The 13,316-nt window shown below is 71.6% G+C and carries 10 protein-coding genes; 1 reads left to right on the plus strand and 9 read right to left on the minus strand.

Features of this window, described 5'->3' with window-relative positions:
- Positions 1 to 92 precede the first annotated feature (92 nt).
- The 7 genes from EV278_RS14655 to EV278_RS14685 form a co-directional block, all read right to left on the minus strand.
- Complete coding sequence (locus tag EV278_RS14655; RefSeq protein WP_132092785.1) at positions 93 to 434, minus strand: hypothetical protein; 342 nt, start codon at positions 432 to 434, stop codon at positions 93 to 95.
- Between the two features lie 13 nt (positions 435 to 447).
- Positions 448 to 1,173, minus strand: coding sequence for an RES family NAD+ phosphorylase (locus tag EV278_RS14660; RefSeq protein ID WP_132092788.1), 726 nt, complete (start codon positions 1,171 to 1,173; stop codon positions 448 to 450).
- Positions 1,170 to 1,583, minus strand: a complete 414-nt coding sequence (locus tag EV278_RS14665; protein ID WP_132092791.1) for an MbcA/ParS/Xre antitoxin family protein — start codon at positions 1,581 to 1,583, stop codon at positions 1,170 to 1,172. Before EV278_RS14665 ends, EV278_RS14660 begins: the two co-directional genes overlap by 4 nt.
- 52 nt (positions 1,584 to 1,635) lie before the next feature.
- Complete coding sequence (gene pbpC, locus EV278_RS14670) at positions 1,636 to 3,684, minus strand: penicillin-binding protein 1C (RefSeq protein ID WP_132092794.1); 2,049 nt, start codon at positions 3,682 to 3,684, stop codon at positions 1,636 to 1,638.
- A gap of 136 nt (positions 3,685 to 3,820) precedes the next feature.
- Positions 3,821 to 8,854 carry an alpha-2-macroglobulin gene (locus tag EV278_RS14675; RefSeq protein ID WP_132092797.1) on the minus strand — a complete coding sequence of 1,678 codons (5,034 nt, stop codon included), beginning with the start codon at positions 8,852 to 8,854 and terminating at the stop codon, positions 3,821 to 3,823.
- A 67-nt stretch (positions 8,855 to 8,921) separates the two neighbouring features.
- On the minus strand, positions 8,922 to 9,755 hold the full coding sequence (locus EV278_RS14680) for a carbonic anhydrase (RefSeq protein ID WP_132092800.1): 834 nt from the start codon (positions 9,753 to 9,755) through the stop codon (positions 8,922 to 8,924).
- An 80-nt stretch (positions 9,756 to 9,835) separates the two neighbouring features.
- Entirely contained in the window at positions 9,836 to 10,309 is a 474-nt protein-coding gene (locus tag EV278_RS14685) for an Lrp/AsnC family transcriptional regulator (RefSeq protein WP_132093195.1), read from the minus strand.
- A 120-nt stretch (positions 10,310 to 10,429) separates the two neighbouring features.
- Between EV278_RS14685 and ald the strand changes: the two genes are divergently transcribed.
- Positions 10,430 to 11,542, plus strand: a complete 1,113-nt coding sequence (gene ald, locus EV278_RS14690) for an alanine dehydrogenase (RefSeq protein WP_132092803.1) — start codon at positions 10,430 to 10,432, stop codon at positions 11,540 to 11,542.
- A gap of 20 nt (positions 11,543 to 11,562) precedes the next feature.
- On the opposite strand, the gene EV278_RS14695 is transcribed toward ald, so the two are convergent.
- The gene (locus EV278_RS14695) at positions 11,563 to 12,267 is read right to left on the minus strand and encodes a glycosyltransferase family protein (RefSeq protein WP_132092806.1); all 705 of its coding nucleotides are present in this window, start codon (positions 12,265 to 12,267) and stop codon (positions 11,563 to 11,565) included.
- Positions 12,268 to 12,333: 66 nt separating this feature from the next.
- Positions 12,334 to 13,209 (minus strand): bifunctional regulator KidO, encoded by an 876-nt coding sequence (locus EV278_RS14700; protein WP_132092809.1) that lies wholly within the window; start codon positions 13,207 to 13,209, stop codon positions 12,334 to 12,336.
- Positions 13,210 to 13,316: the final 107 nt, after the last annotated feature.

Consider the following 13,316-nt stretch of genomic DNA (forward strand, 5'->3'; position numbering starts at 1 on the left):
AGGCCACCGGCTTGCTCCTCAACGCCTTCCCACCAGAAGAATGCGCCAACTATCTCAGAAACTCAGGCTACGCCGCCTAATCTCAACAGGCTCTAGTCGCCGAACACCAGGCCGCCCAGGGACGCGGCCCGGGCGAAGATCGCCAGCACCAGGATCAAACTCAGCGGGAACAGCACACGCACCGCGATGACCAGGCGCGACACCAAGGGATCGCCGACCTGTGCGTGGCGGCCGCTGAACGCGAAGCCGAACACCGCCCAGATGTCGCTCGGCGCGATCGCCCATTGCCGGAACTCCAGGCTGGGCGCGTCGAGCCCCGGCCGCTGGACCTTCAATCTTCCCAGGCGAAAGCCCACACTGAACAGCGCGGTCACATACGCCACGACGATCAGCCAGGTCACGCCGAACTGCACCAGGAAGTCCACAGGGATCATAGGCGCTCCAAACTCAGGGCGCCGGGACGCCGACCCGGAACACCTTGCCCGTCGCCGGCTCGCGGATCAGGTCCACGCGGTCGCCATCCCAATGATAGTCCAGATGCCGGCCCTGGACGGGGTTGGCGGCCAGGTCCGGATAGAACAGGCCCACGCACTGGCCGCCCGGGTGGCGCTGGCTGGGGTAGGCCACGCCCTCCGAGCCGGCGGCGCGCAGCTGGTCCCCCAGGGCCTGGCCCGCTCGGTAGTCGTCGGGGTCGAGCACCGGCGCGAAGGCCGGATCGCCGCCGCGCAGGTCGTGCAGCGCGCCCCGGACATCCAGCACGATCTCGCGGAACTGCGAGGTCCAGCCCGGCGCCTGGGCGGTGGCGGCCATGAACAGGGCGTGGTGGTGGATCGTCTCCGACAGGGCCACCTCGAAGCGGTCGGCGACATACAGCACCCCGAACGCCCCGGCGCTGAACCGGCTGGGGCGGTCGGGACCGACATGGGTGAACGGCGCCATCAGGAAGCTGGCCCCCGCCCCGGCCACCCGCCGGTCTGGCGGGACCAGGTCCAGGGCGCCGATCGTCTCCATCAGGCGCGGATTGGTCTTCTGCTCGGCGGCGATCAGAAGCGGCCAGTCAGCGGGGTCGGCGATGTCCTCGAACAGGTCGATCGGCGGCCAGGCGCTGCGGATGATCCGCACCGCGCCGCGCCAGGCGATGTCCGCTCGCGGGATCGCGGCGAGGTCGATCACCAGGCGCCGCGCTCGGCGTCCAGGTAGCGGCGCACCCGCATCAGGTCGGTCAGCTCGCCGCCCAGCATCACCCGCAGGGCCGAGCGGCCGCCGAACGCGGCGTTGGGGGCCTTGATCCAGTCATAGCCGCGCTGGGGTTCCTGGAAGATCAGCCGCAGGGCCTTGTGGACCCCCATCAGGTTCGACAGCCGGGCCTTGCCGTCGCGGTCGACCCGGCCGATCTCGCCGGCCTTCCAGCGGCGATAGGACCGGACCGGCATGTCCAGCAGCACGGCCGCCTCCTCGTCGGTGACGCCCCACAGCTTCAGCAGGTTGACCGTGGCCCGGAACATGGCGGCGGCCTCCTCGTCCGAGATCGGCTCGGGAACGAAGGCCTTGGGTTCGGTGTCGACCAGGGTGACGAGGGACATGAGGCTACCTCTTTGGCCGAATATAAAACTTCCGCTGCCAAATGGCAACTCGTCAGCCCACAGGCGCCTTGATCCGTACCCGCGCCGAAGCCGCGCGGCCCTGGCCGTCCACGACCTTCAGCCGGTAGAAGCCCGGCGCGGCGGGGCGCCAGATCACCTTGCCGCTGACCGGGTCGGCCGACAGGGGCGCGCCGGCGACGTACCAGGTCAGGTCCTCGCCGCCGGCCGCCATGACCAGGCCCCGCGAGCCTGGGCCGACGCCGTCGACCTGCACCGTCGCCCCGTCGGGCGGGAAGATCAGGCGCGGGCCCTCGGACGCTTGTTGCAGGCGCTGCAGGGCGCCCGGCGCGGCCTTGGGGGCGATCGGGCGGGGAGCCAGGGTCGGGGCGTTGATCACGTCGGCGACGTCGAACAGCAGCGGCAGGGCCGCGTCGCGCCCGGTCAGGCCGCCCCGCGCCCCGCCGTCGGCCCGGCCGGTCCAGACGATGACCGCGTAGCCGCCGACCACCCCCGCCGCCACCGCGTCGCGGAAGCCGTACGAGGTGCCGGTCTTGAAGGCCATGGCCGGTCCGCCGCGGGTCAGGGCCGACGGCGCCCGGCCGCGCGGGGCGGGGGCTTCGCGCAGGATGTCCAGCACCTGGGCGGCGGCCTCGGGACGGACGATGCGAGTCCCGCCCATGCGCTCGCGCGCCTTGGCCTCGGCCTCGGTGAAGGCCAGGGGCTTGGCGACGCCGCCGTCGCCCAGGGCCGCATAGAGCACGGCCATGTCGCGCGGCGTGATCCCCGCCCCGCCCAGGGCCAGGGCCAGACCCGAGGCCTTGATCGCCGTCTTGGGCCGCACCAGCCGCACGCCGCCGCTCTCCAGCCGGGCGGCGAAGGCGTCGGGGCCGATCTTCTCCAGAGTGGCGACGGCCGGCACGTTCAGCGAATAGGCCAGGGCCTCGCGGGCCGTGACCTTGTCGTGGAACACGTGGTCGAAATTCTCGGGCTGGTAGTCGGCGAAGCGGGTGGCGGCGTCGTCGATCTGGGTGTCGGGGGCCAGAGCCCCGTCGTCGAAGGCGAAGGCGTAGATGAACGGCTTCAGGGCCGAGCCGGGCGAGCGGACGGCGCGGGTCAGGTCGATCCAGCCGCCGGGCCGGTCGCGCCCGGCCGAGCCGAGCAGGGCCCGCACGGCCCGGCCCTTGATCTGGACCACCAGGATGGCGGCGGTGACGTCCGGACCCTGGGACGCGGCGACGGCGGCGGCCATCGGCTCCAGCCGGGCCTGCAGGTCGGCGTCGATCGTCGAGACCACGCTGGGCTGGCTGGCCGGCGCGGCCAGGGCCAGCTCGCCGGCGGCATGCCAGGCCAGGGTCGGGAACGGGGCCCGGCGGGGGATCGGCTCGGCGTCGGCCTCCGAGGCGGCGGCCTCGGTCAGGACGTGGGCGCGGACCATCTTGTCCAGCACCGCGCGGCGAGCGGCGCGGGCCGCCTCGGGGCGGCGATCCGGGCGCCGGGCCTCGGGCGACTGCGGCAGGGCGATCAGCAGGGCCTGCTCGCCGTCGGTCAGGCTGGACGGCTCGTGGCCGAAATAGGCCAGGCTGGCGGCCCGCACCCCCTCCAGGTTGCCGCCATAGGGGGCCAGGGTCAGGTAGAGGGCCAGGGTCTGCTTCTTGGTCAGCCGCGCTTCCAACTGGACCGCGCGGACCATCTCGATCAGCTTGGAGACCAGGTTGCGCGGCCGGGGCTCCAGCAGGCGGGCGGTCTGCATGGTCAGGGTCGAGGCGCCGGAAGTGGCTCGGCCATGGACCGCCGCCGACCCGACCGCCCGGACCAGGGCCAGCGGGTCGACGCCCAGGTGCCCGTAGAACCGCGCGTCCTCCACCGCGATCAGCCGCTTCTGAAACGTGGGATCGGTGCGCTCGAGGTCGGCCCGCACCCGCCAGCGCCCGTCCTCGACCGGCAGGGCCCGCAGCCAGGCGCCGCGAGGGTCCAGCACCACGGGCGAGGAGCGCCGGGCCCGGACCATGTCCGGCGGAAAGGCGGCGCTAAGCGCGTAGAGCCCGACCTGGACGGCGACGAAGGCGACCAGCAGGCGGGTGAAGCGGGGGATGGTGATCATGGTGCTTCGCAGCGAACACTTGCCCCCTACGGACCGCTTCGCGGTCGTCTTCCCCCATAGGGGGAAGAGCGCTCCGCCCCCCTATGGGGGCGGACAGGCGACGCAGTCGCCAGGTGGGGGCAAGTGAGCGAGCCGCCTATCCTCCCGGCGTCACATTGATCCGCCCGGCCTCCGACCGGGCGTTCAAACTCGGCCGGTACATGTCCTTGGCGACCGCCCCGGGCAGGAAGAACTCGCCCGGAGTCACGGCCCGCGCCACATAGGCCATGGCGAACGGCTTCTCGCCGCCCAGGTCCAACGCGGCGATGTAGCGGTCGTCGCGGCTTTCCTGGACGTCGGGGTTGGTCAGCTCGCCCAGGAACTTGAACGGCCCGTTCTGGGCGTCGTCGGCGCCGAGGGTCGTCTCGATCTCGAAGCCGGCCGGCAGGGCGTCGTCGACCACCAGGGCGGTCGAGCGGGCCTGCATCGAGCGGCCGGAGACCAGCACGATCACCCGGTCGCCCTGGCGGATCTGGGCCGGATCGATCGCGCCGCCGTTCATCGAGAACAGCCGCTTGGACACCGACAGGCCGTTGGCCTCGGCCCCCGGCGCGGCGACCGGCGTGCCGCGCACGCTGACCGTCCGCCACAGGGCGCCCTTGCCGCGATTGACGAAGCGGGCGTCGGCCAGCTTGCCCACCGCCCAGCGCGGCGCGCCGCCGGCCGGCGGCAGGGCGGTCACGCCCTGGGCGTCGATGGTGATCGGCCCGGCCGCCTTCAGCAGCTGGTAGGCCGCCGACAGCACCGCCGCCTGCTCCTGGGTGTTGAGGGCGTCGGGATCCTTGACCACGTTCTCCAGGCGGCCCTGCAGCTGGCGGGCGACATCGCCCTGGCCGGCCTGGACGGCGAGGGCGGTGACCGCGGCGACGTCGCGCAGCGGGCTCTGGTACCAGTCGGCGTCGTCACGCCAGCCCAGCGAGCGGACCGCCTGGCGCATGGCCGAGCGGGCCCGGGCCTGGTCGCCCATCAGGGCCAGGCCGGCCGCCACCTGGGCCTTGGCCAGGGGCTGGTCCTCGTCCTTCATCTGCACGTCGTGCCACCAGCGCAGCCGCGCCAGGTCGCCGCGCCCCGCCTTAGCCATCACATAGAGAGCGTAGGCGCTGGCCCGGCGGCGCATGCGCTCGGTGGCCTTCTTGGACTCGTCGGGCGTCCGGCCCCACCACTCCGGATAGTCCAGGCGGTAGGACACCGAGCTCCAGCCGTCGGGGCGGCTGATCTGGCGCATGGCGTTCAGGGCCTTGTCCATCGCCTCGTCCGGCACCGCGATCCCCTGGGCCTTGGCCTCGACCAGGAAATCGGTGGCGTAGGCGCCCAGCCAGGCGTCGGCCTCGCCGTCGCCGACCCGCCACAGGCCGAACGCCCCGTCCAGGGTCTGGCGATCCAGCAGCTTGCCCACCGCCCCGGCCAGGATCGCCGGATTGCGCTTGAGCTTGGGATCGCTGGAGACGCCCTGGGCGTACAGCAGCGGATAGGCGGTCGAGACCAGCTGCTCGGTGCAGCCGTAGGGATAGCGCTGCAGGGCCACGGCGATCGCCGAGGGGTCGAAGCCCCGGAACGGCGAGTAGCTGACCTGCAGGGTGATGTCGCCGGCCGCCAGGCCCGACAACAGCTGGGCGTTGGGCGTGTAGCTCATGCCCGGCTGCTGCAGCTCGGTGGTGGTGCGCACCACGTCGCCCCAGCCCAGGCGGGTCTGGATCGGATAGTCCTTGGCCGTCTGGAAGCCGGGGCCGGACACCTTGAAGCCGACCTTGCCGATCCCGGTCACGGTCGGGGCGAGGAAGGGGATCTTCTCGGCGATCCGCTGGCCCAGGACCAGGGTGATCACCTTGCGGAAGGCCACGGCGATGCCGTTGGTGGCGTTGGCCTCGACCGTATAGGCTCCGGCCTTGCCCTCGACATTGTGCAGCTCCAGCGTCGCCATCGGCTTGTCGCCGGGGGCCAGGAAGCGCGGCAGGTTGAGGTCGGCCACCACCGGCTGGCGCACGGTCATGGCCTTGGAGCCCGAGCCGACGGCGGTGTCGGTCCAGGCCACGGCCATGATCCGCAGCTCGCCGTTGAAGTCGGCGGCCGGCAGCTTGACGATCGCCTTGCCGTCCAGGCCGGTCTCGACGATGCCCGACCACAGGGCCACGGTTTTGATCGGCGTCACCGTCAGGCCCTCGCCGCCCAGCTCGTCGGCGCCGAAGTTGACGTTGGCCGGCGCGCCCATGTTCGGATCCAGCAGGCGGCCGTAGTCGTCGCGATAGTTCAGGGTCAGGGCCCGCTTGCCGAAATACCACTTGGCCGGGTCGGGGCTGTCCTGGCGGGTCAGGCGCAGAATGCCCTCGTCCACGGCCGCGATCGTGACCTTGGCCCTCTGACCGAAGCCCAGGCCCTGGACCTTGATCGGCACGTCGACCGGGGCCTTGCTGTCCAGCTTCACCGGCGTGCCGATGTCCACCGTCAGCTTGCGGCCCTTGGGCTCCAGCGGCACGTAGATCAGGCCCAGGGCCCGCTTGGGCTTGGGCGAGCTGACCGGGTCGCGCGGCTGGATCACCGTGACCATCACATAGGCCCCGCCGCCCCAGGCGGCCGAGGTCTTCAGGCGCACGGTCGTCCCGTTCTCGCCGACGCTCATCGTCTTGAAGTCGATCAGCCGGTCGGTGGCCACCGCCACCTGGGCCTGGCCGGCATAGGGCGACTTCAGGGTGATCTCCACCGTGTCGCCCTGGGCGTAGGCCTTGGTCCCGGCGCTGACCCGCACGAAGTCCGGCGCCTCGCCCTCCTTGGCCGGTGAGCCCCAGCCCGACGAGAACTTGGTCACCGTCTTGGCGCCGTCCGGCCCCTCGACCACCAGGCGGTAGTCGCCCCAGCCCAGTCGGCGGTTGAAGCGCGCGGGCTGGCCGGCGCCGATGTTCACCGTGGCCTTGGCCACCACCGCGTCGCGGCTGGTGCGCCGCCACTGCCAGCGGCCATCCTGCTGGAACCAGTCGTAGTTCCAGTTCTCGCTGATCAGGGTGTAGGTCGCGGTCGAGGCGATGCGGGCGCCGGCGGCGTTGACCGCGATCATCTCCAGGCTGACCGGCGGATCGCCGTTCCCGGCGTCGCCCTGCTCGACCTTGACGCCGTAATAGACCGGCTTGCCGCGCACCTTCAGCTCCAGGCCCTCGCGGACCGGGCGGCCGCCGGGCTCGAACACCGAGGCGGTCACCGCCGCCACCAGCGGCTGGGCCGTGTCGCCGGCCTCGGTGGTCGCCAGGTTCAGCATGGCGTGGCCGTCGCCGTCGGTGACGGTCGTGCCCAGCTCGATGAACTTCTCGTCGAAGGGCGTCAGGTCGTCGCCCCACTGGTAGCCCTTGTGTTGCGGGAAGGGGTCGGTGTCGGTGCGCAGTCGCGCCTCGCCCTGGGTCTGCAGGCCCGCGCCCGGCGCGCCGTAGAGGAAGCGGGCCGAGACGTCAATCTTGCGCTCCTGGCCGGCCGCGACCGGCACGGACTCCTGGCCCGTGGCGGTGACCGCCAGCCGCTGCGGGGCGAAGTCCTCGACGCTGAAGCCGAACGACCCGGCCTCGGCGTCGCTGCCTTCCATCTTCAGCACCGCCGTCCAGCGGCCACGCGGCGCGCTGCGCGGCAGGGCGATGTCGGCCAGCACCGCGCCGGCGTCGGCGCGAGCGAAGTTGTAGCGCTTGAACTCCACGCCCGAGGGCCGCTTGACCAGGATGTAGCCCTTGCGGTCGTTGACCGCCTTGGCCAGGCGGTCGCGGACCATGGCCGTCAGGTGCACCGTCTCGCCGGGGCGGTAGATGCCGCGATCGGCGTAGAGATAGCCGTCGATGTCGGTGGAAAGCGCCCGCCCGCCGTCGGACTCGGTGCGGCCGCCGACGCCCTGCTTGGACAGATCGACCGGCGAGCGGTCGAGGTCCAGCACCGCCAGGTCGCCCTGGTCTCCATAGGCCATGACCATCTTGGCCCGGGCCGCGCCGTCGCCCTCCAGCAGGGCGTGGGCGAAGCGCGCCCGGCCGTCGGCGTCGGTCTTGGCTGCCGCCAGGTCCTCGCCGTCCTTGGCCACCAGGGCGACGCGCACGCCCGACACCGTCTTGGCGGTCTTCAGCGAGCGGACCACGACGTCCAGCGACTCCGCGCCGTCGTAGCCGATCAGGGCCATGTCGGTGAACATGATCCAGCGGCGAGCCTGGGCCGGGGTGGGGTCGCCCTCGCCGTCCGGGTCGCGGCCGCCCGAGGCGTCGCGCGCCTTGATCACATAACCGCCCGGCTTCATCTCCTTGAGCACCGCGCCCAGCGGGAAGACGGTCGTGGCCTTCTGGCCGGCCTGGCCCTCGACATTGATCACGCCCTTCCAGACCTGGCGGCCCTCGTCGTCGGGACTGTCGTCGCCATAGTCGCTGGCGTAGTCGCCCTCGCCGGTCGGGTCGGGGGCGCTGATCGACTTGCGCACCAGGTTGCGGTCCGACACCCGCCAGACCTCGATGGCCAGCTTGGAGACGTTCAGGGTCTCCAGGGCCACGCCGTCGGACTCCTCGCGCGGCAGGATCACGCCGTCGCCGGCGAAGCCGACATACGGGGACTTCTCGCCGAAGGTGAAGTCGACGTCGGCGTTGGCGGCCAAGGTCTCGCCGCCTCGGCCGGGCAGGCCCTTGAGCAGGGTGACGCGGTGGTCGGTGAAGCCGACGCCGCCGATGCACAGCTCGTCATCCTTGACCCGCACGGCCGGCTGGCGGCCCAGGTCCGGCGAGATCAGCACGAAGTCGGCGTAGGCCTTGGACGGGTCCAGCGGCTTGCTCATCTGGACGCAGGCCATCGGCTCGGCGCCGGAACTGTCGATGCGGCTGCGCCAGACGGCGAAGCCTTCAGGCTTGGGGATCCCGCGACGTGGGGCGTTGGCGGAACGCGGCTTGCCGAACAGCGACCAGGCCTGGCCCTTGGGCGCCTCGGCCGTCGCCGCCTTGTCGCCGAACCAGCCGAAGTCGGCGACCTTGCCGACCGCGAAGCCGCCGCCGAAGCCGGCGACCAGGGCGGCCGCCCCGACCGCGACCAGGGGCGACTTCAGGCCGGCCGGGATCCGGGCCTTGAAGGCTTCCCAGCGGGACGTCTTGGGCTCATGGCCGCCTTGCGGCGGCGTCTCGTCCGTCGACATCCCTGCCTCCCAACCTTAGCGTGTTGAGGGGGACTTGAACCTAAGCCGGGGAAGGGGTCAACGGGGTCTAGGCGTCGAACGCCACCAGGCCGCTGGCCAGGTCGTAGGTGGCCGAGACGATCTTCAGCCGGCCCTCCGCCAGCTTCTCGGCCAGCACCCCGTCGGCCACCTTCAGGCGAGCGGCGACGTCGCGGACGTTCTGGCGGATGGCCGCGTCCTGCAGGTCGGCCGGATGCTTCTCTTCCGCCTCCAGCACGGCCGGGATGATCGGCAGCACCATGTTCAGCAGCGCGCCGTGCAGGTCGCTGTGCTTGGTGGCCACGTCGACCGCCGCGCCGACCGCGCCGCACTTGCTGTGGCCCAGGACGACGACCAGTGGCGCGCCCAGGTGCTCGACGGCGTAGACGATCGAGCCCAGGCCCTCCTGGCTGACGGTCGATCCGGCGACGCGCACGACGAACAGCTCGCCCAGATTGCAGTCGAAGACCAGTTCGGGGCCGACCCGGCTGTCGCTGCAGCCGACGATCACCGCGAACGGCTTCTGGCCCTTGGACAGCTCGGCGATCCGGACCGTGGTGGGCAGCATGATGCTGGCCCCGCCGCGGGCGAAGATGGCGTTGCCCTGCTTGAGGCGGCCCAAGGCCTCGTCCGGGCTGACCAGCTGAGGCGGATGCACCTCGGCCGGCTCGACCGCGTTCGGATCCTCCAGCGGCTTGACCTGGGCCAGGGCCTTGTCCAGCGCCGCCTTGTCGGTGGGCTGGGACTTCAGGGCCCGGCGCGTGCGGCGGCCCTTGCGGGTCAACACCGAAGGCGTGGCGGGACTGTCGCCCTCGGCCCAGGCCAGGGCGGGCGCGGCGAGGCCGGACGCCAGGGCGCCCAGCAGCAGACGTCTCGAAACCATCTCATCCCCCGACGAGTGCAACGCAGTGGCCTACAGTCCTGCCAGGGGAAGGTTAACTCCGCCGCAACGGCGGGCTCGCCTCAAAGCGGCAATTCGACACGCTTGACCACCGTGCGCAGGGCGATCGACGAGCTGACCCGCACGACCCCCGGGATCCGCGTCAGTTCCTGGGCGTGCACCCGCTCCAGGTCGTCGACGTCGGCCACCACCAGCCGCAGCAGATAGTCCGAGCCGCCGGTCATCAGGTAGCATTCGGCCACCTCGCGGACATTGGCGATGGCCTTCTCGAACACGCTGAGCGTCGCCTCGGCCTGGGACGACAGGGTGACGGTGACGAAGACGCTGAGCGGCAGGCCCACCGCCCGCTCGTCGATCACCGCGGCGTAGCGGCCGATCACCCCGACCTCCTCCAGCAGCTTCACCCGGCGCAGGCAGGCGGATTCGGAAAGATTCACCGCCTCGGCCATTTCCACATAGCTGGCCCGGCCTCGTCTCTGGAGCACGTTCAGCAGCTTGCGATCGAAGGCGTCGAGATTGGCCGCAGGTTTCTTCACCATAAAGGCTCCGTTGCGATGGAATCCTGCATATCACGGTTACGGACGCATGAAACTCCCCAGGAACCTGCGCGGACTCGGGCGTAAACCAGCGTCAAAAGCCATTTGGAGGAGACTATCATGCGCGTTGGCGTGCCTTCCGAGATCAAGCCGGGCGAACACCGGGTCGGCCTGACCCCCACCGCCGTGCGCGAATATGTGGGCCATGGTCACGCCGTGCTGGTCCAGGCCGGCGCGGGCCTGGGGGCCGGCTATGGCGACGACCTCTACGTCAAGGCCGGGGCGACCATCGCGCCTGACGCCGACGCGGTGTTCGCCGGGGCCGAGCTGATCATCAAGGTCAAGGAGCCCCAGAAGGTCGAGTGGGAGCGCCTGACGCCCCGCCACATCCTGTTCACCTATCTGCACCTGGCGCCCGATCCGGCCCAGACCGAGGGCTTGCTGGCCTCGGGCTGCGCGGCGATCGCCTACGAGACCGTCACCGACGCGCGCGGCGGCCTGCCGCTGCTGGCCCCGATGTCGGAAGTGGCCGGCCGCATCGCGGTGTTCAGCGCCGCCGAGACCCTGCTCAAGCACAATGGCGGCATGGGCCTCTTGCTCTGCGGCGTCCCGGGCGTGCCCCCGGCCCGGGTGGCGGTGCTGGGCGGCGGCGTGGTCGGCTCCAACGCCGCGCGCATGGCCGCCGGCCTCGGCGCCGAGGTCGTGGTGCTGGAACGCTCGATCCCCCGGATGCGCGAGCTGGACGACCTCTATCAGGGCCGCATTCTCACCCGCTATTCGACCCTGGCCGCCGTCGAGGACGAGATCCTCAAGGCCGACGTGATCATCGGCGCGGTGCTGACCGCCGGAGCCGCGGCGCCCAAGCTGGTCAAGCGCGAGCATCTGTCGAAGATGAAGCCGGGCTCGGTGCTGGTCGACGTGTCGATCGACCAGGGCGGCTGCTTCGAGACCAGCCATCCGACCACCCATGCCGAGCCCACCTATACGGTCGACGGCGTCGTCCATTACTGCGTGGCCAACATGCCCGGCGCCGCCCCGCGCACCTCGTCCGAGGCCCTGGGCAACGCCACCCTGCCGTTCGGCCTGGCCCTGGCCGACCACGGCCTGGACGCGCTGAAGAGCAACATCCACCTGGCCAAGGGCCTGAACGTCCTGGCCGGCCAGCTGACCCATCCGGCCGTGGCCGAGGCGCTGGGCAAGCCGTCGGTGGATCCGTACGGAGCTTGGAAGTAGGGGCCCGCGGCCCCTCCGGCCTAAGCCGCGAACCGGCCAAGGTCCTGGTGGCTCTCCACCAGGTCCAGCACGTCGTGCATCGAGAAGCCCGGATCGGTCGGGTACAGCGCGTCGTAGATCGAGCGGGCGAAGGCCAGGTCGGCCGGGGTCTTGACCCGCCAGTCATAGTGCGACCAGTCGCGATGGGTCTTCAGGTGGGCCTGGCGGAACCGGTCGGGCCGGGCGCGGATGGCGGCGGTCGGCGAGATCATGGCCAGGGGGTCGCGAACCTCGGCGGCGGCGATCCGCAGGGCCTCGACCGTGGCCACCTCGACCTCGAGCCCGGCCGGGAAGGTCCGTTCCACGCGGTTGGAGGTGTAGGCCGCGCCGGTGGCCAGGGCCAGGCGGACGGCCTCGTCGATCACGGCCGGATCGACGAACGGCGCGTCGCCCTTGATGCGGACGATGTGGCTGACCGGGCCGGCGGCCTCGGCGCAGCGGGCGATGCGGTCGAGGATGTCGCTGCCCGCGCCGCGATGCACGGCGTAGCCGCGCGACACGACCAGCCCGGCCAGGCCGTCGTCGGCGGCGTCGCTGCTGGTGGCGACGATGATCTTGTCCAGGCGCCGGGCGCCGCGCAGCCGCTCCAGCTGGCGCAGGATCATCGGCTGGCCCTGGAGGGTGGCCACGGCCTTGCCGGGCAGACGCTTGGAGCCCATGCGGGCCTGGACGACGGCGAGGATCATGGCGTTCGGCTCCCTCTTAAGTTCCTCAGCTCTTGGTCCCAGGCTGAGCTTAGATTCGCCCGAGCGTCAGGCGACCCAACGTCGCGGGTCCAGGGCCACCGGGTCGTCGATGGCCATGTCGTCCCAGTCGAGGTCGGGCGGCGGGCTGGAAGCGGCCGCCACGACGGCGGAAAGCTCGGCGGCCGAGGTGACGCCCACCAGGACGGCGCTGGCCTCGACCCGCGACAGGGCGAAGCCCAGGGCGGCCTGCAGCGGGTCGGAACGACCCTCGGCGATCATCCGCCGCACCTTCGACAGGCGGCCAGAGGCCCCCTTCAGCTGGGCGGGCACCCGGTCGGGCGGCAGGAACAGCAGGCCGTTCAGGAAGATCGAGCGCAGCTGCACCTCGATCCCCATGCCGGCGATACGCTGCAGCGAGCCGTCGGCCAGCAGGCGCTGGTCCAGCAGGCTGGCCGGGGCTTGCAGGATGTCGGGCTTGAAGCGGCGGGCGACGCCCACCGGGTCGTCGCTGGCGTGGGCGGCGACGCCGACCTTGGCGAACAGGCCCTCGTCGCGCAGCCGGGCCAGGCGGTCCCAGACGGCCGCGCCGTGCGGGCCGAACAGCTCGGCGGGCGAGGAGACGATGATGGCGTCGGCGCGCTCCACCGCCAGGCGGCGCAGCGAGGCGCGGGCCTCGGCCTCGACGAAGTCGGGACCGCGATCGGCGCGGGCGGCCGACAGGGTGACGCGGAACGGCACGGGGCGCGGGATCAGGTCGCCCAGCACCTGCTCGGCGCGGCCGTAATTGCCCGACACGTCGAGAACCGACAGGCGGGCCCGGGCGGCGATATTGAGGATGTCGCGGGCTTCGGTTTCCGGCGAACGGGCGCGCGGCGACGCGCTCATGCCGTCCAGTCCGAACTGGGCGGCGGCGAGACCGAGCTTGGAAACCGAGAGCGACATGGAAATCCGTGCGGATGGAACACCAGTGTCGATGAGCCTAAGCCCCAAGGCTGAAGAAGGCGTTTCTGGAAACTTGCCGAGGCGTTAACATGCTTGGCAATGGACCT

Source organism: Caulobacter sp. BK020, assembly GCF_004342605.1.
GTDB lineage: Bacteria > Pseudomonadota > Alphaproteobacteria > Caulobacterales > Caulobacteraceae > Caulobacter.

Bases quoted from the DNA above. Each gene is read 5' to 3' on its own strand.
- ald (WP_132092803.1), top strand. From the start codon at position 10,430: ATGCGCGTTGGCGTGCCTTCCGAGATCAAGCCGGGCGAACACCGGGTC.
- EV278_RS14700 (WP_132092809.1), bottom strand. From the start codon at position 13,209: ATGTCGCTCTCGGTTTCCAAGCTCGGTCTCGCCGCCGCCCAGTTCGGA.
- EV278_RS14680 (WP_132092800.1), bottom strand. From the start codon at position 9,755: ATGGTTTCGAGACGTCTGCTGCTGGGCGCCCTGGCGTCCGGCCTCGCC.
- pbpC (WP_132092794.1), bottom strand. From the start codon at position 3,684: ATGATCACCATCCCCCGCTTCACCCGCCTGCTGGTCGCCTTCGTCGCC.
- EV278_RS14655 (WP_132092785.1), bottom strand. From the start codon at position 434: ATGATCCCTGTGGACTTCCTGGTGCAGTTCGGCGTGACCTGGCTGATC.
- EV278_RS14695 (WP_132092806.1), bottom strand. From the start codon at position 12,267: ATGATCCTCGCCGTCGTCCAGGCCCGCATGGGCTCCAAGCGTCTGCCC.
- EV278_RS14665 (WP_132092791.1), bottom strand. From the start codon at position 1,583: ATGTCCCTCGTCACCCTGGTCGACACCGAACCCAAGGCCTTCGTTCCC.
- EV278_RS14675 (WP_132092797.1), bottom strand. From the start codon at position 8,854: ATGTCGACGGACGAGACGCCGCCGCAAGGCGGCCATGAGCCCAAGACG.